Source organism: Streptomyces antibioticus (assembly GCF_002019855.1).
Taxonomy (GTDB): domain Bacteria; phylum Actinomycetota; class Actinomycetes; order Streptomycetales; family Streptomycetaceae; genus Streptomyces; species Streptomyces antibioticus_B.
The window spans coordinates 2,986,603-3,003,881 of record NZ_CM007717.1 but is presented as its reverse complement, the minus strand read 5'-3'; the positions used below and the strand labels follow the sequence as shown (position 1 = coordinate 3,003,881).

Here is a 17,279-nt window from a genome sequence, read left to right as displayed (position 1 = left end):
CACCGTAAGATCACGGTCGCCCGCGGTCGGTCGTGGGGCCGCTCGTGTGTGCGGCAGGGCTTCGGGGATCAGGGACAATGGGCTCCATGAGCGTTCGTACCCAGTCATCCGAGCGGTCGGGCGAGACCGTCCACCGCGCCGGCTTCGCGTGCTTCGTGGGCCGCCCCAACGCGGGCAAGTCCACGCTGACGAACGCTCTGGTCGGGAAGAAGGTGGCGATCACCTCCAACCGTCCGCAGACCACGCGGCACACGGTGCGGGGCATCGTGCACCGGCCCGACGCGCAGCTCATCCTGGTGGACACCCCGGGGCTCCACAAGCCGCGCACGCTGCTCGGCGAGCGGCTGAACGACGTGGTGCGCACCACCTGGGCCGAGGTCGACGTGATCGGCTTCTGCCTGCCCGCCGACCAGAAGCTCGGGCCCGGTGACCGGTTCATCGCCAAGGAACTGGCCGGGATCAAGAAGACCCCGAAGGTCGCCGTCGTCACCAAGACCGACCTGGTCGACAGCAAGGCGCTCGCCGAGCAGCTCATCGCGATCGACCAGCTCGGGCGGGAGCTGGGCATCGAGTGGGCGGAGATCGTGCCGGTCTCGGCGCTCGGCGACCAGCAGGTGTCGCTCCTCGCCGACCTGCTGATCCCGATGCTGCCGGAGAGCCCGCCGCTGTACCCCGAGGGCGACCTCACCGACGAGCCCGAGCAGGTGATGGTCGCCGAGCTGATCCGCGAGGCGGCGCTGGAGGGTGTCCGGGACGAGCTGCCGCACTCCATCGCGGTGGTCGTCGAGGAGATGCTGCCCCGCGAGGACCGTCCGGCGGACCGGCCGCTGCTCGACATCCACGCCAACATCTACATCGAGCGCACCAGCCAGAAGGGCATCATCATCGGCCCGAAGGGGCGCCGCCTGAAGGACGTCGGCATCAAGTCCCGCCAGCAGATCGAGGCGCTGCTGGGAACCCCGGTCTTCCTCGACCTCCACGTCAAGGTCGCGAAGGACTGGCAGCGCGACCCGAAGCAACTCCGCAAGCTGGGCTTCTGACGACCCCGGCTACTTGAGGGAGGACGTGAAGGCGGCCCAGGCGCCGGGGGCGAGGCTCAGGGTGCGGTCCTGAGCGGGGGCCTGCTTGGAGTCGCGGACGTGGATGGCGTGGGGGCAGGCGGCGACCTCCACGCACTGGCCGCCGTCGCTGCCGCTGTAGGTCGACTTGAACCACTGAAGCGCTTCGGTGCTCATTGCTCTCCTAGCAGGCGGTCGAGCAGGCCCATGGAATCTTGGGTGTTCAGGGCCTGAGTCCGCAGCATCGCATACCGACGTGTTAACAGAGAGATGTCTTCGGGGTCGGCAACCCACTGGCTGCCGCGTTGCGACTCCGTGTAGGCGAGTTGCTGGTGGTCCGGAGTCTCAAGCAGGGTGAAAGGGCCGTCCAGACCGGCGTGAAAGGGGCTCTCGAACGGCAACACCTGGAGCGAGACACAAGGCAGTTCAGCCACTTCACGCAGGAACTGCATCTGGTTCCGCCGGATCTCCTCGGTGCCGATCCTCAAGCGCAGTGCAGCCTCCCACACCACGAAGCTCATCGTCGGTGGGTCCTTGCGGTGCAGGATCTCCTGACGTTCGAGTCGCAGCCGCAGCGCCGTCTCCAGCCCCTCCTCCACATATGCCGGGACCCGGTTTTGCAGCACTGCCCGTGCGTATGCCTCGTTCTGGAGCAGGCCAGAGATGACCACGGTGTCGTACCAGGACAGTGCAACAGCCACCTTCTCCTGGTCCATGTACTCCTCCGCCCACAGCGGGAACTGGTCCACCTCCGGCAGGTTGGACACCCCCGCCGCCAACATTCCCTTCGTGCCGAGCAGTTCGTCGCAGCGTTCCGCGATGTCCAGCTTGAGCGGCCGTCGGCCCTGCTCGATCGACGCGATCGTCTCCTCGTTCAGGTTCAGCTCGGCGCTCAGCTCAGGTTGGCTCATACCCGCCGCCCGCCGTGCCGCCGCCAGTTGACGGCCCAGCATCTTCATGGCCGACTGGTTCTTCCTCCGTGTAGGCGTCATGCCTGCTGAACTCCCCGTACTCATTCGCACACCACCCCGCACGACCCCGTACAAACCATCTGTACGGCATGACGTACTGCACCAGGCTAGTCACCCTGCGCGACATTCGTCCCGTGAATGAGCCCATTGATCTCCCCCACCCGCGCGACCGCTTCTACGGCCGTGCCCGCAGCAGCGTGCCCGCTGCCAGGCGGTTCGCTCACCGGTCTCTGGCCCACTGGGGGCTGGCCGCATGGGAGCGGAGCGCGGACGTGTCGCTGTGTGTGAGCGAGCTGGCCACCAACGCCCTGGTGCACGGGGTTCCCCCGGGGCGGGGTTTCCTGCTGCGGCTGACGTACGACCGGGTCCTCGTCCGGGTCGAGGTGCACGACAGCGGAACCGGGGTCCCGCAGATCACCGACGAACCGGACGAGGGCGGGCGCGGGCTGCTGCTCGTGTCGGCGCTGGCCGACAAATGGGGCGTGGGGGAGCGCAGTCCCGGCAAGGTCGTGTGGTGCGAGTTCGTGCTGCGTTGAGGGTCAGCGCTGCGCCCGCAGCACCTCCCGGAACCACGCGTACGACGCCTTAGGCGTCCTTCGCTGGGTCTCGAAGTCGACGTGGACCAGGCCGAAGCGGCGTTCGTAGCCTTCCGCCCATTCGAAGTTGTCGAGGAGGGACCAGGTGAAGTAGCCGCGGACGTCGACGCCCGCCGTGATCGCGTCATGGAGGGCGCGGAGGTGGGTGTCGAGGTAGGTGATGCGGGGCCGGTCGTCGAGGCCGGGGTAGGAGCAGCCGTTCTCAGTGATGATCACCGGGGGGAGGCGGTCGCCGTAGCGGGATTTGAAGGTGGTCAGGAGTTCCGTGAGGGCCTCGGGGACCACCGGCCAGCCGAAGTCCGTCGTGGGGACGCCCTCGATCTCGCGGACGGAGAAGGGGAGTTCGGCCGGCATGGTGATGCCGCCGAACTCGATCTCCGCGCCCTGCGGGGCGCCCACCCGGGTCGGGGCGTAGTAGTTGACGCCGTACCAGTCGAGGGGCTCCGCGATGACCTTGAGGTCGGCGGCAACGTCGTCCCCGGGCATCAACTCGCCCAGGCCCTCCGGGTATTCGCCGAGCAGGAGCGGTTCGGCGAAGAGGCGGTTCAGGAGGAGGTCGTAGAAGGCCGCCGCCTCCACGTCGGCGCTCTCCTCGGAAGCCGGCCAGGTCGGGCCGTGGCTGTTGGCGATGCCGATGTCGAAGGTGCCGGCCGCGCGCAGGGCCCGTACCGCGAGGCCGTGCGCGAGGAGTTGGTGGTGGGCGGCGGGGAGGGCGTCGAAGAGTAGTTGCCTCCCGGGCGCGTGCGTGCCCAGCGCGTGGCCCAACAGGGTGTGTTCGGCGGGCTCGTTGAGGGTGATCCAGCGCGTCACCCGGTCGCCGAGGCGGTCCACGACCTTCGCCACATGGTCGGCGAACCGCGACGCCGTGTCCCGTTCCAGCCAGTCCAGTTCGGCCGGCAGGTCCCAGTGGAAGAGGGTGGGCACCGGACGGACCCCGGCCGCCGCCAGCTCGTCCACCAGACGGTCGTAGAAGTCGAGGCCGCCGGGGGAGTTCACCCGCGGCCAGGAGATCGAGAAGCGGTACGCGTCCACGCCCAGGTCCGCGAGGAGCGCCACGTCCTCGCGGTAGCGGCGGACGTGGTCGCAGGCCACCGCCGCGGTGGAGCCGTCCTTCACCCGTCCCGGCTCGGCGGTGAAGGTGTCCCACACGGAGGGCCCGCGTTCGTCCACCGCGCCCTCGATCTGGTGCGCGGAGGTGGACACCCCCCACTGGAAGCCGGCCGGGAACCGGGGCATCGGGTTCGTCTCGTCGCGTGTGTCGGTCGCCATGGGCCGGATCATCCGTACCGGCCGGTAAGGAAGTCAACGGTCACGGCTCAAGACGTGGTCACGCCCCTTCCTTCAACACCCTCCGCACCAGGTCGCGTTGGGCCTCGGTGAGGCCGGGGTCCGCCGCGTGCACCGTGCGGCCGTCGACCGTGATCTCGTAGCTGAAGCCGTCCGGCACCCCGGCGGGGGGCCGGCCCCGGCCGGCGGACAGCGCCCGCTCGGCCAGGGCGTGCCACTCGGACGCGTCGGGCCGCCCCGAGGTGTCCACCTCGGCCTGCCGCTCGATGCCCGCGAACCCGCCTGTGCGCCTCACCTGAATCCGCATGGGTCTCTGTGTAGTACGGAACTACAGGATCCGCACCCCGACCCCTTCCCACGCCTTCTCGACGGCCCGGAGTTCGTCACCGCCGTCCCCGAAGCGTTCGCGCGCGGCCTTGACGGTGAGCCCGGCGAAGTCGGTGAACAGCGCCCGGGACGAGAGTTCGCCGCCGGTCAGCACGTCGTACCAGATCACGCCCGCCTTCTCCCAGGCGTGTCCGCCGAGGGCGGTCGCGACCAGGTAGAACGCGTGGTTGGGGATGCCCGAGTTGATGTGGACGCCGCCGTTGTCGCGGCCGGTGCGGACGTAGTCGTCCATGGTCGCCGGCTGCGGGTCCTTGCCGAGGACGTCGTCGTCGTACGCCGTGCCCGGGGCCTTCATCGAGCGCAGGGCGCTGCCGGTGACGGCCGGGGCGAGCAGTCCCGCGCCGATCAGCCAGTCGGCCTCGGCTGCGGTCTGGCCGAGCGAGTACTGCTTGATGAGCGAGCCGAAGACGTCCGACATCGACTCGTTGAGGGCGCCCGGCTGGCCGTAGTACGTCAGGTTGGCCGTGTACTGCGTGACGCCGTGGGTCAGTTCATGGCCGATGACGTCGATCGAGTTGGTGAAGTCGACGAAGATCTCGCCGTCGCCGTCCCCGAACACCATCTGCTCGCCGTTCCAGAAGGCGTTGTTGTACCCCTCGTCGTAGTGGACCGTGGCGTCCAGCGGCAGGCCGTCGTCGTCGATGGAGTGGCGCCGGTACGCCTTCAGGAACAGCTCGAAGGTGGCGCCGAGCCCGGCGTAGGCGCGGTTGACGGTGGCGTCCTGGCCGGGGTCCTCGCCCTCGGCGCGGACCTTGGTGCCGGGCAGGTCGGTGCCGTGTCCGGCGTCGTAGATCGTGCGCAGCGGCTGCTCGGAGGGTGCCTTGGCCACCGGGGCGGCCGCCAGGGCGAACTCGGTGGTCACCCGGCGCCTGGCGCGCAGCTCGCTGTCGCGCACCAGGGTGCGCTGGGCGGGACCGGAGAGTGCGGGGTCGTCGTTGCGCGCCAGCCTGTCCAGGACATGCGGCGGTACGACCGTGCAGAAGACGGGCTCGAAGCCCCCGTTCGTCGTCATGCCCGGCACCCTTGCACTGCGTCATGACGGTGTCACCACCCGCAACCATGATTGGTGAAAAACGGTGACAAACAGTGCTGATCCGACGGTTCGAGTGGTATGGCCCACGATTGGGGTGCTTTTCCTGGGACTGTCCCTGGCGGTCCCGCATACTGATACGGACCCACGCGACAGCAGCGGCTCGGCTAGGCTGCGGAGCACTATGCGTTTCGGGCTGCTTCTCCTTAGCTGCCGCGGCGAGGGCCTGTAGTCGAGGCCGACCCCCTCCCCGCGGTGCTTGGTGTTGCGCGTCGGCCGTCCTTCCGTCCGGACACTCCGGTCATCCCGAGGAGCCACCGCCCCATGGCGAACCGCCAGCAGCCCAGCACGATGCCGATCCACAAGTACGGACAGTACGACCAGGTCGACATCCCCGACCGCACCTGGCCGAACAACCGGATCACCGCCGCCCCCCGCTGGCTCTCCACCGATCTGCGGGACGGCAACCAGGCCCTGATCGACCCCATGTCGCCCGAGCGCAAGCGCCGGATGTTCGACCAACTGGTGGCGATGGGCTACAAGGAGATCGAGGTCGGCTTCCCCGCCTCCGGCCAGACCGACTTCGACTTCGTGCGCTCGATCATCGAGGAAGAGGGCGCGATCCCCGACGACGTCACGATCTCCGTACTGACCCAGGCCCGCGAGGACCTGATCGAGCGGACCGTGGAGTCCCTGAAGGGCGCCAAGCGGGCCACCGTGCACCTGTACAACGCGACCGCGCCGGTCTTCCGCCGGGTCGTCTTCCGCGGCTCCAAGGACGACATCAAGCAGATCGCCGTCGACGGCACCCGCCTGGTCATGGAGTACGCCGAGAAGCTGCTGGGCCCCGAGACCGAGTTCGGCTACCAGTACAGCCCCGAGATCTTCACCGACACCGAGCTGGACTTCGCGCTGGAGGTCTGCGAGGCGGTGATGGACGTCTACCAGCCCGGTCCGGGCCGCGAGATCATCCTGAACCTGCCGGCCACCGTCGAGCGCTCCACCCCCTCCACCCACGCCGACCGCTTCGAGTGGATGAGCCGCAACCTCTCGCGCCGCGAGTACGTGTGCGTGTCCGTCCACCCGCACAACGACCGCGGCACCGCCGTCGCCGCCGCCGAGCTGGCGCTGATGGCCGGCGCCGACCGCGTCGAGGGCTGCCTGTTCGGACAGGGCGAGCGCACCGGCAACGTCGACCTGGTCACCCTGGGCATGAACCTGTTCTCCCAGGGCGTCGACCCGCAGATCGACTTCTCCGACATCGACGAGATCCGTCGTACGTGGGAGTACTGCAACCAGATGCAGGTCCACCCCCGCCACCCCTACGTGGGCGACCTGGTCTACACGTCCTTCTCCGGCTCCCACCAGGACGCCATCAAGAAGGGCTTCGACGCCATGGAGGCCGACGCGGCCGCGAAGGGCGTCACCGTCGACGACATCGAGTGGGCGGTCCCCTACCTGCCGATCGACCCCAAGGACGTCGGCCGGTCCTACGAGGCCGTCATCCGCGTCAACTCGCAGTCCGGCAAGGGCGGTATCGCGTACGTCCTGAAGAACGACCACAAGCTGGACCTGCCACGCCGGATGCAGATCGAGTTCTCGAAGATCATCCAGGCCAAGACGGACGCCGAGGGCGGCGAGGTCACCGGCGCGGCCATCTGGTCCGTCTTCCAGGACGAGTACCTGCCGAACCCGGAGAACCCCTGGGGCCGTATCCAGGTCCGCACCGGCCAGTCGACCACCGACACCGACGGCGTGGACACCCTCACGGTCGAGGCCACGGTCGACGGCGTCGACACGGTCCTGTCCGGCACCGGCAACGGTCCTATCTCGGCCTTCTTCGACGCCCTGCAGTCCATCGGCATCGACGTACGCCTGCTGGACTACCAGGAGCACACCATGAGCGAGGGCGCCTCCGCGCAGGCCGCCTCGTACATCGAGTGCGCCATCGACGGCAAGGTCCTGTGGGGCATCGGCATCGACGCCAACACCACACGCGCCTCGCTGAAGGCGGTTGTCTCCGCCGTCAACCGCGCCACGCGCTGATCACTCCTCCCGGGAGTTCAGGAGCCCCGATCGCCGGGTACGGCGGCCGGGGCTCCGTCGTTTCTCGGCCACCCGTACGTGGAGGTCACGGAAAGGTCTCGTCCCAGGTGCTGACTACTCCTCCCGGATGTGGCTAACATCACGCAGACACGGCGATGTTGCCGTGGGGGCCTCGCTCACGCCCGCAAGGCGGTGGGGGAGTTACGGAGGTGCGACGTGCTGCCAGGACGGGGACGAGACGGCCGGGGCACCAGACATGCCCGCATCGTGGGCACCCGCACCGCGTGGACGCCGGTCGGGGACGGCGAGTTCTTCTGCCCCGGCTGCGGCGGCGACCGCAACTACCAGCGGCTGACCGGCCGGCGCCGCTTCACCTTCCTCGGCGTGCCCGTCCTGCCGCGCGGCGAGACCGGGCCCGTCGTGGAGTGCGCCGCCTGCCAGCAGCAGTACGGCACCGACGCCCTCGACCATCCGACCACCACCCGCTTCTCCGCGATGCTGCGCGACGCCGTGCACACCGTCGCCCTCGCGGTGCTCTCCGCCGACGACAGTTGCGCCCGGCAGGCGCTGGAGACGGCCGCGGGAGCGGTCCGCGCGGCCGGTCTCACCGACTGCACCCAGGAGCAGCTCGCCGCCCTCGTCGCGGCCCTCGCCTCCGACACCGGCCGCAGCTACGGCGACCCCTGCGGGCCGGGGCTCGCCATAGAGCTGCACGAGGCCCTCGACCCGCTCGCCCCGCACCTCGCCACCGTCGGCCGTGAGTCGATCCTCCTCCAGGGCGCCCGCATCGCCCTCGCCGACGGGCCCTACACACCCGCCGAGCGCGAGGTCCTGGCCACGGTGGGCGCCGCGCTGACCCTGCGGGCGGACGACGTGACCCGCCTGCTCGCGGCGGCGGCCGGCACGCCGTCCTGAACGCCCGTGGGTAACTCCCTTGTCTAGAGCTGCCGTTGGTAGGTCGGGTCGGTGTCGGAGTCGTAGACGAGGGTGCCTGCCTCGTCGTAGCCCCTGACGCGCGGGGCCAGCGTGACCTGGTGGTCCAGGGTGCCCGTGGCGACGAACCAGCCGTGGTCCAGGGCGGCCGGCACGGCGGGGCCGCCGCCGTAGGAGACGGTCACCTCGGCGACGGACGGTTCGACCGTGCCGATCGCGCCCCAGCGGAACGGGAGTTTCCAGTTGCCGTCGTCGAGCACCGACTGCCGGTACAGCTTGCCGCCGTTGATGTCGGGCACGACCTTGCCCACGTCCGGGCCGTTGGCGTCGGACGAGCTGACGTTGATGCCCGACGCGACGCCGTCCTCCAGGGTGCAGATCACCCGGGAGTCCGTCTGCCGCTCCCGCACGCCGACGACGTAGAGGCCGTCGCCCGGGGAGTTGGAGTCGCCGGTCTTCGGTATCGCCAGGACGATCCGGTAGTCCTCGGGCGCGCCGAGCAGATCGCGGTGGCCGCCCAGTGTCGTGCGCTCGGCCTTCAGGCACTTCGCCAGGCCGTCGGCCGCCTGCTCGAAGGTGATGCCGTCCACCAACTGCCCCGGCGTCGCCGGGCGGCCGGGACCGGCGGGCGCCGGGGACGCGGCCGGGGTCCTCGGCGCACTGACCGACGGCTTCGGGGCCGCCGTGTCCGCGCCGCGGTCCGTGCCCGCACCGGCCAGCGCGTACGCCCCCGCGGGCACCACGGCCAGCGTCACCAGCGCCGCGCCGACCGCCGCGACCCGGCGGCGCCGCTCGGCCAGCCCGCGCCGCCGGATCGCCGGGTACGGCGCCGGCGCCGGCCGGACCGTCTCGGCGTCCTCGCTCAGCAGCTCCCGCAGCCGCTCCTCGAAGCGCTCGTCTTCCCGCCCGTTCATCTGCCGCCTCCTTCCCGACCGGAGACCGTGCGGCTCGGCGCCAGTCCCGGATACGTACGCAACTTGGCCAGCCCCTTCGACGCCTGGCTCTTGACCGTGCCGGTGGAGCAGCCGAGCACCTCGGCCACCTCCGCCTCCGACAGGTCCTCCCAGTACCGCAGGACCACCACCGCCCGCTGCCGCGCGGGCAGCAGGGCGAGCCCCGCCATCAGCGAACCGCGCTCCGACAGCCGCCCGGCGGGATCGTCCTGCCCCACCCGCTCGGGCGGCGCGGCGGTCAGCGCCTCGGCGACCCGCCGCTTGCGGAACCGGTCGCTGTTGCACGTGACCAGCATCCGGCGGACGTACGCCTCCGGATTGTCACTGCGCGCGATCCGCCGCCACGACCGGTACGCCTTCGCGAGCGCGGTCTGCGTCAGATCCTCCGCGTGGTGGACGTCGCCGGTGAGCAGATAGGCGGTCCGGACCAACCGTGACCACCGCGCCCTGACGAACTCCTGGAACCGCTCCTCCAGTTCGACCTGCATGAACCCCCTCCTCGCCCTCCAGACCACGGTGGGGAGGGGATTGGTTGCCTGGGGGCGGGACGGATTGGAGTGGGGGTGCGGGTCGGTCGCCCGGGCGGGCGGGGACGGGCGGGGTGTTGTGGCTGCCGTGGGGGCGAGCCGGTTCGGGGCGGGATGCGGTGGCGGGAAGCCGGCCGGCCGCCGGTCGGTGCGGGTCGGTCGCCCGGGCGGGGCTGGCGGGTTCGAGGGGCGTGCCGAGGGCGCCCGCCCCGTGATCGGCTGCCCGGCGCGGCGCGGCGCGGCGGGGCGGGGCGGGTTGCGGCGGGGGTGGTGGCCTGCGGCCAGCGGGTGACCGGGACTTCTGGTGCTCCTGGGGCGTTCTGGCTGCCGCCGGGGGCGGGAACCGGTTGGCCGGGGTGGGGGACTGGTGGCCTTCGGTGGGTGCGCCCGGCGTCGGGTGTTCCGGCGGTCGAGGGGAACCGGTTGCCCGGGGTGGGTGGGGCAAGGTCGAATGGCCGGATGGAGAGCTACGACGGTCAGGGCGGCGCGGGCTGGGACCCCGCGGCGGACGGGGTGTTGCGGTTGCCGTCCGGGCGGTTGGTGCGGGGGAGGGGGGTGCGGCGGGGGATGGAAGCGGACGGGCCCCCGCCGACGTACGGGGTGTATCTGCTGGGGGCGGCGCCGCCCGAGGTGGCGTGGGAGGCCCGGTGGGTCCGGTGGCCGGACTTCTGGCTGCCGGTGGACCGGGACGACGCCCGGGCAGCCCTGGAGGAGGCGTGGCGCAGGGCCGCCGGTGAGCGGGTGGAGGTCGCCTGTGGTGGCGGTCGTGGCCGGACCGGGACCGCGCTGGCGTGTCTGGCGGTGCTCGACGGCGTCCCGGCCGCCGAGGCGGTCGCGTTCGTGCGACGGCACTACGACCGGCACGCCGTGGAGACTCCCTGGCAGCGGCGTTACGTACGGCGGTTCGGGCCGACACGCTGACCGGCACGGCGTTACGTGGCGGCGGTTCGCGTCGGCACGCCGACCGGCGCGGCGTCACATGCGGCGGTTGGGGCTGGCACGCTGACCGGCACGGCGTTACGTGGCGGTGGTTCGCGTCGGCACCTTGACCGGCACGGTGTCACGTGCGGCGGTTCGTTCCAGCACCTTGACCAGCGCGGCGTCACCTGCGGCGGTTCGCGTCGGCACGCTGATCGGCACGGCGTTACGTGGCGGCGGTTCGCGTCGGCACCTTGACCGGCACGGTGTCACGTGCGGTGGTTCGCGTCGGCGCCCTGACCGGTGCAGTGTCACGCGTGGGGGTTACAGGGCCAGTGACATGAGCAGGCGGTGTTCGCCGGGGCCGAAGTAGTCCAGGCGGGGGCCCTGGGGTTCCGGGACGAAGCCGAGGGAGCGGTAGAGGGCGACCGCCGAGTCGTTGCCGGGTTCCACGGAGAGCCACACCGAGTGGGTGCCCTTCGCGCGGAGCAGGCCCAGGATGCGGGTCATCAGCTCGCGGCCCAGCCCCTGTCGGCGCAGCTCGGGGGTGATGCCGAGGCTGAGGATCCAGCTCTGCGCGTCGTAGGGCGGCGTGGCCAGCACATAGCCGCGCAGATCCTTCGCGCTGTCCTCCACGACCAGCAGGAACTCCGGGAACGCGGTGAGCAGTTGGCGCAGCACGAAGAACGGGTAGGGGTCGGCGGGGAAGGCCGCCGCGTCGAGGCGGACGACATGGGAGAGATCGTCCTCGGTGACCGCTCTGATCCTCAGTGGCCCGCCCCCTGACCCCTGGCTGGACATCGGGCCGGACACCTGGCTCACGATCGAACCGGCGCCCGACAGAAAACGATCTCCCGGAAGAGGAGTCATGCCGTCCCCTTGTGAGTGTCGACCGAATTGCGGCTTTGTGTTATTTGCTGCTCGATCGCCCAATCATTACCCTGAGCGGAAGCGCCTTCAAGACCCCGTCAGGCTGCTACGCTTAACCATGACCTCCGGACCGCCAACCGCCGCCGATCGGACGCTGAATGCAGACGTACGGTGGGACGACTTTGATCCCCACCAGTACATCGGCCACAACTACCTCGTCATGCAGGCTGTCGACGAGGAGATCATCACTCTCGTACGCGATCATTTCAGTGATCATTTCGAGGGAGGTGATCGCGTTCCGCGCGGTATTGACGTAGGTGCCGGCCCGAATCTCTATCCGGCCTTCACGATGCTCCCCTGGTGCGAGAGCATCACCCTTCTGGAGCGTTCGGCGCAGAACCGCGGCTACCTCCTCGGACAGCGCGACTGGTACGACGCCCACTGGGACCCGTTCTGGAAGGTCCTGTGCGGCCGCAAGGGCTACGCGGACGTGGACAACCCCCGCGAGCGGTTCAAGAGGGTCGTCCAGGACCCGATCGCGGGCAGCGTGTTCGAGCTGGGCGCCGCGGAACCCGGCTGGGACGTCGGCACGATGTTCTTCGTCGCCGAATCCATCACCACCTCCCTCGAGGAATTCCAGAACGCCGTGCGCAGCTTTATGCACGCCCTCAAGCCCGGCGCTCCTTTCGCCACCGCATTCATGGAGCATTCCCAGGGATATCGCGTCGGCGATATCGAGTTCCCGGCCCGTGACATCGACAAGGAAGACGTCAGGACCGCACTCGGCGATCTCGTCGAACCCGGCGTGGACATTCAGCGCCTGAATACGAGCGATCTCGTTCGTGACGGATACACCGGAATGATCCTGGCGCGCGGCCGACGAAAAGAATGACGTCGTAACCGCTTTTCCATGGTGACGGGCCTGTGCGAGGGGAATGGGCATGCAGATCAAGCCGAGACAGAATCTGCTGGAGGTGTGGCAGGCCGTCGCCCGCCATTCCTTCGACGACGGTAAATGGGACTGGGGCGAATGGGGCGGCCGCAGCAGCGTCGCCGACGCCGAGCGACTGCTCTGCCTGCTCTATCCCGCCACCGAGATCGAACCGTTCCGGCTGGACGACCCCGACACCACCCAGCTCGACGTGGAAAGGGCCCTGCGGCACGCCGGTGACTCCAGCGAGATCCCCGCGAACCTGGTGGAGATCCTCGCCGACTTCATGGGGAAGCACCGCAGCCCGCAGAGCCCCACCTTCTCCGGCGGCTACTACTTCGCCGCCGAGGACCCGGAAGTCGAACTCACCCAGGAACAGCGCGACTTGGGAGTGGTCGACTCCTACTCCATGTCGATCACCCTGTGTCTGGCCACCCTCGGCTTCCTCAAGGTCTACCGCGGCAAGACCCAGCGGGCCTCCACCCTCGCCCGGATCGACAAGCTCCGCGAGGAGACCAGCGCCCGGCTGACCGCCGCCATGGTGAGCCTGCTGCGCTCCTTCACCGTCAACGTCGTCGACATCGGCTCCGACCAGGGTCAGGCGCTCGCCCGGCTGCTCGGCCGCGGCCGGCTCTCCGACCGCCAGGTCCTCCAGCGCTTCCAGGACCGCTTCAAATCGCTGCGCGCCCTCATCACCGAGAGCGTCACCCTCGGTCTCGACACCGATGTCACCGACCAACTCCGCAACGAGAACCGCCTGTTCGAGTGCGGCTGGGCCTGGAGCCTGGTGAAGGGCGCCCCCGAGGTCGAACTGGAGCCCGAGACCGCCGAACAGGTCGGCAAACAGCCCCAGGGCGCCGCCCGCGCCGTGCCCTACCTGTACTTCACCGTGGTCGCCCTCGACGGCATCCCCGACCTGTCCTCCGAGCGCACCCTCGTCCTCGGTCTGCTCAACGCCGAACAGCAGAAGCTCGCCGACGCCCTCCGGCTGCGCTGGGAGATCACCCAGCAGTACTGGTCCGCCATCGCCCGCTTCGACGGCGCCACCTGGCCGCTGGAGGAGATCCCCTGGCGCACCACCCTCCAGCAGTTGGAGTCGGAGTACTTCTCCCTCTCCGTGGCCTCCATCCTCGTCCACGACCTGGTCCGCCGCCGCGCCACCGACGACGACCTCACCCGCACCGTCGCCGTCATGGAACGCCTCGCCGAACGCGGCCGCATCACCAGCGGCACCACCCGCGACGACCCGGCGGTCGAACTGCACAACCCCGGCGTCACCCTCCCGCTGCTCGGCAGCGAGGAACTCGGCCCGGCCATGAAGTGGACCATGGGTGATTTCTCCGCGCAGTTGCTCAAGCGGACCATCCAACTCTGCTCGCTGTCCCGGAACATCGCCTCCCAGGACCGGCTGCTGCGGCTCGCCGAGGACATCCTCGACCACCTCTGGCAGCGCCGGGTCTCCGACGGCGACGGCGTCGGCCTCTGGGACAACGTGCACGCCGTCTACCCCGAATCACCGGTCCGCCAGGGCCCGTTGTCCTGGAGCATCACCGAGCGCGTCACCGAGTGCATGGTCGCCGCGCACGCCCTGTACGCCCAGGACCCGATCCGCAGCGCCGACATCTCCGCACTGGCCCAGGCGGCCCTCAGCGAGGCCGCCCACCTCTTCGGAAAAGAGCAGATGGAACAACCGGCCCCCACGCCCAAGAGCCCCCAGGGAGAAGAGTTCAAGGGCATCGAGGCCGACCTGCGCCGCGCCCGGCGGCTCGTCGACAAACAGCCCGGCACCGCCCACGCGCTGGCCCTCGGGGTCCTGATCCGGCTCGACACCCTGGCCCGCGCCCGGGGCGTCGGGCGGGGGGTGTGACCGGTGCTCGTCTTCGCCGCCTCCGACAAGGGAGGCACCGGCCGCTCGGTCACGAGCGCCAACCTCGCCTATCACCGCGCCCTGGACGGGGACGACGTCTGCTATCTGGACTTCGACTTCGGCTCGCCCACCGCGGCCGCCGTCTTCGACCTGCCCGACGTCCTCTCCGAGGCCGAGGGCCGCGGACTCCACTCCTACCTCAAGGGCAAGACCGGTGAACCGCTGCGGGTCGACGTGTGGGCCCGCACCGAACACCCCGTGCTGCGCAGCCGGCCCGGCGGCTCCGGCCGGCTGGTGCTGCTGCCCGGCGACCGCACCGGCGGCGAATTCGTCACCGACGAGGAGAACCTCCATCGCTGCGTCGATCTCGTCCTGCGGCTGAAGCGTGAATTCGACGTCATCATCATCGACCTGAGCGCCGGACGCAGTTACGCGATGGATCTCGCGCTGGCCGCCACCTCACCGCGCGGCGGCCTCGGCCGGCTGAAGAACCGCTGGCTCGTCTACCACCGCTGGACCCGCCAGCACGTCATGGCCGCGGCCGAACTCGTGTACGGGAAACAGGGAATCGTCCAGGCCGGTATCGCGATGGGACATCTGCCCGACGCGCTCAACGGTTCCATCCGCTTCGTACGGGCCGCCGTACCCGATCTCGAATCACCGCTGTGGTCACAGGTCTCGCCCGCCCAGTACGCGTGGATGCGGCAGTGCGACAAAGACCTCGAAGAACTCGCCGCGGGCCGCGGCATCGGCAAGACCCGGGTGCTGTCGTCCATTCCGCTGGAACCCGTCCTCCAGTGGCAGGAACGCCTCATCACCGACGACGACGTGCACGACCGGCGAATCGCCAACAACGAGACCTGGCAGGCCATGGGAGACCTCGCGCAACGGCTCACCGACGACAAGTTCTGGGGGCAGTTGTGAGCGGAACGGAAACGGTCTTCCGGGAGACCAGCGCCGAACCCCGCACGGAATCCGTGCCGTTCTCCCATCTCTCCCTGGAATTAGGCCACTTGTACATGGAGGACTTTGCCGAAGGGTCCTCCCGGCTGCGCCGGCACTTCGCCTCCGTACGCCCCTGGGTGGAGGCCGCCCGCGCCGGGACCGGCCCGCTGCCCGCCGGCCGGCGGCCCCGGATCAGCACCTGCTTCCTGATCGACGACTACTTCTCCCGGCTCTCCACCCCCGCCGAACTCATACCGCCACTGCTCGAAGCGGCCGCCGACGCCGGGCTCACCATCGACTACCTGGCCCGCGAGTCCGGCTGCGCGAACCCCTCACCCGTCACCGGCGCCCCGGCCCCCCGCGACCGCACCCCGCTCGCCGAGGCCGTGCTGCACCGGCTCGTCGAACTGCCGCCGCCCGGCAGCAACGGCTTCCGCCCGCCCGTCGGCCGCACCGGCTGGCTCACCAACGGCCGGCGCGCCCCCACCCAGCGCACCTCCGCCGCCCTCGACGCCAGCGGCGCCGTCTGGCAGCCGCCCGCCGAGACCGGCGCCCGCGGCCACTCCGTCTTCATGGACGTCGAACTGTGGAACGGCCCCGAGGACGAACGCCTCTGGTCCTGCGCCTTCCTCGCCTCCGTGTGGCAGCTCGTCCGCCTCGGACTGCTCCGCGACAACGGCCGCGCCGTCATGACCCCCGTCGACTGGTCCGACAAGGACTTCCCCGCCGACTGGGACGCCCTGCCGCCCGTGCTCAAGCTCAACGCCACGGCCGCGCCCTTCACCGCCTACGTCACGTGCAGCGTCCTGCCCGCCCGGTTCCTGCCCGTCGAGCACGCCGTACGCGTCATCCTCGACCAGGTCCACGTCGAGGCCGAGGCACTGGCGATGGTCGCCGAACGGGCCGCGGGCGAGGGCGTCACCGTGCCCACGGGCGTGGTCGACCGCACCTCCTACGTGTTCCCGCCGGGGCTGTGACATGACCGGCCTGGGCACCCCGGAGGGACCCGCCCTCGTCTGCGGCGAGGTGCGCACCTGTCTGCTGCCCACCCGCGACGCCGTGGACGAGCCGACCGCCGTCCAGCTCCTGCGGCTGCGCGCCGACGAACGCGTACGGGTCTCCCGGCACCCCAACCGGCACGCCGTCTCCCCGGACGTCCTCACCGGCGTCGACTGCCGGCTGCCCACCGCCACCGGCGCCCGGATCCGCGCCGTCGGCACCGTCACCGCCCACGCCGTCCTGGTCGAGGGACGGGTGCTCCAGTCCACGGCGTACTTCTCCGCCCCTACCGACGGCCCCGACCGGCGCCGCCCCTGGGGCTACTACCTGGTCCGCCCCGGCACCCTCGTCCCCGTCGGCAGACTCGCCGAGAAATCCGTCACCGAGGGCTTCCTCACCGGACACCAGCCCGGCGAACTCGACATCGGCTCCATCGCCGAGAGCCTCCTCGCCCGGATCTCCCGCACCCACCGCCTCCTCGACTACGACACCCCGCTCAACACCGCCGACACCGCGCTGCGCTGGACCGCGGCACCCGCCGCCGACGGGGAACCGGCGTCCCTGCGGTTCACCAAGGCCGACGACGGCCTGCGGATCGTCGAACTGCTCCTGCCGCGCGGCACCGAACCCGCCGTCGCCGCCGGGCTCTGCGAGGACCTCGCCCTGCACGACTGGCTGCTGACCACCGTCAACGACAAACTCGACGGCCTGCGGATCGGCACCGACGACGGCACCGCCGCCCTGAAGGTGCTGCGCCCGCTCGTCGACCATCTGCTCCACCTGTGGATGCCGCAGGCCCGCGTCGACCGCGCCCTGCGCACCACCTGGGAGGAACTGGAGAAGGACGCCGGCTACACCCGGCAGTGGAACACCCTGGCCCAGCGCATCCGCGACCAGCTCGCGCTGCGCAACCTCACCCGGCGCGACGCGCTCGCCGCGCCCTGACCGCACCAGCACGCAC

General features: G+C 70.4%; 18 protein-coding genes. 10 read left to right on the top strand and 8 right to left on the bottom strand.

Annotated features, from left to right (window positions below; genetic code table 11):
• Positions 1 to 86 precede the first annotated feature (86 nt).
• Positions 87 to 1,040 (top strand): GTPase Era, encoded by a 954-nt coding sequence (gene era, locus AFM16_RS13350; protein WP_078636932.1) that lies wholly within the window; start codon positions 87 to 89, stop codon positions 1,038 to 1,040.
• A gap of 9 nt (positions 1,041 to 1,049) precedes the next feature.
• Here era and AFM16_RS13345 read toward each other — a convergent pair whose 3' ends face one another.
• A complete protein-coding gene (locus AFM16_RS13345; RefSeq protein ID WP_078633440.1) occupies positions 1,050 to 1,235 on the bottom strand; it encodes a DUF397 domain-containing protein in 186 nt (61 codons plus the stop codon).
• On the bottom strand, positions 1,232 to 2,017 hold the full coding sequence (locus AFM16_RS13340; protein WP_107419077.1) for a helix-turn-helix domain-containing protein: 786 nt from the start codon (positions 2,015 to 2,017) through the stop codon (positions 1,232 to 1,234). Before AFM16_RS13340 ends, AFM16_RS13345 begins: the two co-directional genes overlap by 4 nt.
• A 146-nt stretch (positions 2,018 to 2,163) precedes the next feature.
• Here AFM16_RS13340 and AFM16_RS13335 point away from each other — a divergent pair, with 146 nt between their 5' ends.
• The gene (locus tag AFM16_RS13335; protein WP_078636931.1) at positions 2,164 to 2,565 is read left to right on the top strand and encodes an ATP-binding protein; all 402 of its coding nucleotides are present in this window, start codon (positions 2,164 to 2,166) and stop codon (positions 2,563 to 2,565) included.
• 3 nt (positions 2,566 to 2,568) lie between these two features.
• On the opposite strand, the gene AFM16_RS13330 is transcribed toward AFM16_RS13335, so the two are convergent.
• The 3 genes from AFM16_RS13330 to AFM16_RS13320 are packed head-to-tail and all read right to left on the bottom strand — an operon-like array spanning position 2,569 to position 5,311.
• Positions 2,569 to 3,894: a GH1 family beta-glucosidase gene (locus AFM16_RS13330; RefSeq protein ID WP_078633438.1), complete on the bottom strand. Its 1,326-nt coding sequence runs from the start codon at positions 3,892 to 3,894 to the stop codon at positions 2,569 to 2,571.
• A gap of 58 nt (positions 3,895 to 3,952) precedes the next feature.
• Complete coding sequence (locus tag AFM16_RS13325) at positions 3,953 to 4,219, bottom strand: protealysin inhibitor emfourin (protein ID WP_030779203.1); 267 nt, start codon at positions 4,217 to 4,219, stop codon at positions 3,953 to 3,955.
• A gap of 21 nt (positions 4,220 to 4,240) precedes the next feature.
• Positions 4,241 to 5,311: a M4 family metallopeptidase gene (locus AFM16_RS13320; RefSeq protein WP_030779201.1), complete on the bottom strand. Its 1,071-nt coding sequence runs from the start codon at positions 5,309 to 5,311 to the stop codon at positions 4,241 to 4,243.
• A 342-nt stretch (positions 5,312 to 5,653) separates the two neighbouring features.
• Here AFM16_RS13320 and leuA point away from each other — a divergent pair, with 342 nt between their 5' ends.
• Both leuA and AFM16_RS13305 read left to right on the top strand, forming a co-directional pair.
• A complete protein-coding gene (gene leuA / locus AFM16_RS13310; RefSeq protein WP_030779199.1) occupies positions 5,654 to 7,375 on the top strand; it encodes a 2-isopropylmalate synthase in 1,722 nt (573 codons plus the stop codon).
• Positions 7,376 to 7,591: 216 nt separating this feature from the next.
• The gene (locus AFM16_RS13305; protein ID WP_030779195.1) at positions 7,592 to 8,290 is read left to right on the top strand and encodes a TerB family tellurite resistance protein; all 699 of its coding nucleotides are present in this window, start codon (positions 7,592 to 7,594) and stop codon (positions 8,288 to 8,290) included.
• Between the two features lie 23 nt (positions 8,291 to 8,313).
• Here AFM16_RS13305 and AFM16_RS13300 read toward each other — a convergent pair whose 3' ends face one another.
• Together AFM16_RS13300 and AFM16_RS13295 are read right to left on the bottom strand one after the other, a co-directional pair.
• On the bottom strand, positions 8,314 to 9,222 hold the full coding sequence (locus tag AFM16_RS13300; protein WP_078633437.1) for a hypothetical protein: 909 nt from the start codon (positions 9,220 to 9,222) through the stop codon (positions 8,314 to 8,316).
• Positions 9,219 to 9,749, bottom strand: coding sequence for a SigE family RNA polymerase sigma factor (locus tag AFM16_RS13295; RefSeq protein ID WP_037874395.1), 531 nt, complete (start codon positions 9,747 to 9,749; stop codon positions 9,219 to 9,221). Before AFM16_RS13295 ends, AFM16_RS13300 begins: the two co-directional genes overlap by 4 nt.
• 498 nt (positions 9,750 to 10,247) lie before the next feature.
• Between AFM16_RS13295 and AFM16_RS13290 the strand changes: the two genes are divergently transcribed.
• Positions 10,248 to 10,709, top strand: coding sequence for a protein-tyrosine phosphatase family protein (locus tag AFM16_RS13290; protein WP_078633436.1), 462 nt, complete (start codon positions 10,248 to 10,250; stop codon positions 10,707 to 10,709).
• 321 nt (positions 10,710 to 11,030) lie between these two features.
• Here AFM16_RS13290 and AFM16_RS13285 read toward each other — a convergent pair whose 3' ends face one another.
• Complete coding sequence (locus AFM16_RS13285) at positions 11,031 to 11,576, bottom strand: GNAT family N-acetyltransferase (RefSeq protein WP_030779183.1); 546 nt, start codon at positions 11,574 to 11,576, stop codon at positions 11,031 to 11,033.
• Positions 11,577 to 11,694: 118 nt separating this feature from the next.
• Between AFM16_RS13285 and AFM16_RS13280 the strand changes: the two genes are divergently transcribed.
• Genes AFM16_RS13280 through AFM16_RS13260 form a run of 5 tightly spaced genes read left to right on the top strand, consistent with a single transcriptional unit; the run spans position 11,695 to position 17,263 of the window.
• Complete coding sequence (locus tag AFM16_RS13280) at positions 11,695 to 12,468, top strand: SCO2525 family SAM-dependent methyltransferase (protein ID WP_051780014.1); 774 nt, start codon at positions 11,695 to 11,697, stop codon at positions 12,466 to 12,468.
• A gap of 49 nt (positions 12,469 to 12,517) precedes the next feature.
• Entirely contained in the window at positions 12,518 to 14,374 is a 1,857-nt protein-coding gene (locus AFM16_RS13275) for an SCO2524 family protein (protein ID WP_030779178.1), read from the top strand.
• Between the two features lie 3 nt (positions 14,375 to 14,377).
• Entirely contained in the window at positions 14,378 to 15,298 is a 921-nt protein-coding gene (locus AFM16_RS13270; protein WP_030779176.1) for an SCO2523 family variant P-loop protein, read from the top strand.
• Positions 15,295 to 16,296 (top strand): SCO2522 family protein, encoded by a 1,002-nt coding sequence (locus tag AFM16_RS13265; protein WP_078633434.1) that lies wholly within the window; start codon positions 15,295 to 15,297, stop codon positions 16,294 to 16,296. Before AFM16_RS13270 ends, AFM16_RS13265 begins: the two co-directional genes overlap by 4 nt.
• Position 16,297: 1 nt before the next feature.
• The gene (locus AFM16_RS13260; protein ID WP_078633433.1) at positions 16,298 to 17,263 is read left to right on the top strand and encodes an SCO2521 family protein; all 966 of its coding nucleotides are present in this window, start codon (positions 16,298 to 16,300) and stop codon (positions 17,261 to 17,263) included.
• Positions 17,264 to 17,279: the final 16 nt, after the last annotated feature.

Coding starts and splice junctions, on each gene's coding strand:
- era (WP_078636932.1), top strand. CDS start 87: ATGAGCGTTCGTACCCAGTCATCCGAGCGGTCGGGCGAGACCGTCCAC.
- AFM16_RS13345 (WP_078633440.1), bottom strand. CDS start 1,235: ATGAGCACCGAAGCGCTTCAGTGGTTCAAGTCGACCTACAGCGGCAGC.
- AFM16_RS13340 (WP_107419077.1), bottom strand. CDS start 2,017: ATGAAGATGCTGGGCCGTCAACTGGCGGCGGCACGGCGGGCGGCGGGT.
- AFM16_RS13330 (WP_078633438.1), bottom strand. CDS start 3,894: ATGGCGACCGACACACGCGACGAGACGAACCCGATGCCCCGGTTCCCG.
- AFM16_RS13325 (WP_030779203.1), bottom strand. CDS start 4,219: ATGCGGATTCAGGTGAGGCGCACAGGCGGGTTCGCGGGCATCGAGCGG.
- AFM16_RS13320 (WP_030779201.1), bottom strand. CDS start 5,311: ATGACGACGAACGGGGGCTTCGAGCCCGTCTTCTGCACGGTCGTACCG.
- leuA (WP_030779199.1), top strand. CDS start 5,654: ATGGCGAACCGCCAGCAGCCCAGCACGATGCCGATCCACAAGTACGGA.
- AFM16_RS13300 (WP_078633437.1), bottom strand. CDS start 9,222: ATGAACGGGCGGGAAGACGAGCGCTTCGAGGAGCGGCTGCGGGAGCTG.
- AFM16_RS13295 (WP_037874395.1), bottom strand. CDS start 9,749: ATGCAGGTCGAACTGGAGGAGCGGTTCCAGGAGTTCGTCAGGGCGCGG.
- AFM16_RS13290 (WP_078633436.1), top strand. CDS start 10,248: ATGGAGAGCTACGACGGTCAGGGCGGCGCGGGCTGGGACCCCGCGGCG.
- AFM16_RS13285 (WP_030779183.1), bottom strand. CDS start 11,576: ATGACTCCTCTTCCGGGAGATCGTTTTCTGTCGGGCGCCGGTTCGATC.
- AFM16_RS13280 (WP_051780014.1), top strand. CDS start 11,695: ATGACCTCCGGACCGCCAACCGCCGCCGATCGGACGCTGAATGCAGAC.
- AFM16_RS13275 (WP_030779178.1), top strand. CDS start 12,518: ATGCAGATCAAGCCGAGACAGAATCTGCTGGAGGTGTGGCAGGCCGTC.
- AFM16_RS13260 (WP_078633433.1), top strand. CDS start 16,298: ATGACCGGCCTGGGCACCCCGGAGGGACCCGCCCTCGTCTGCGGCGAG.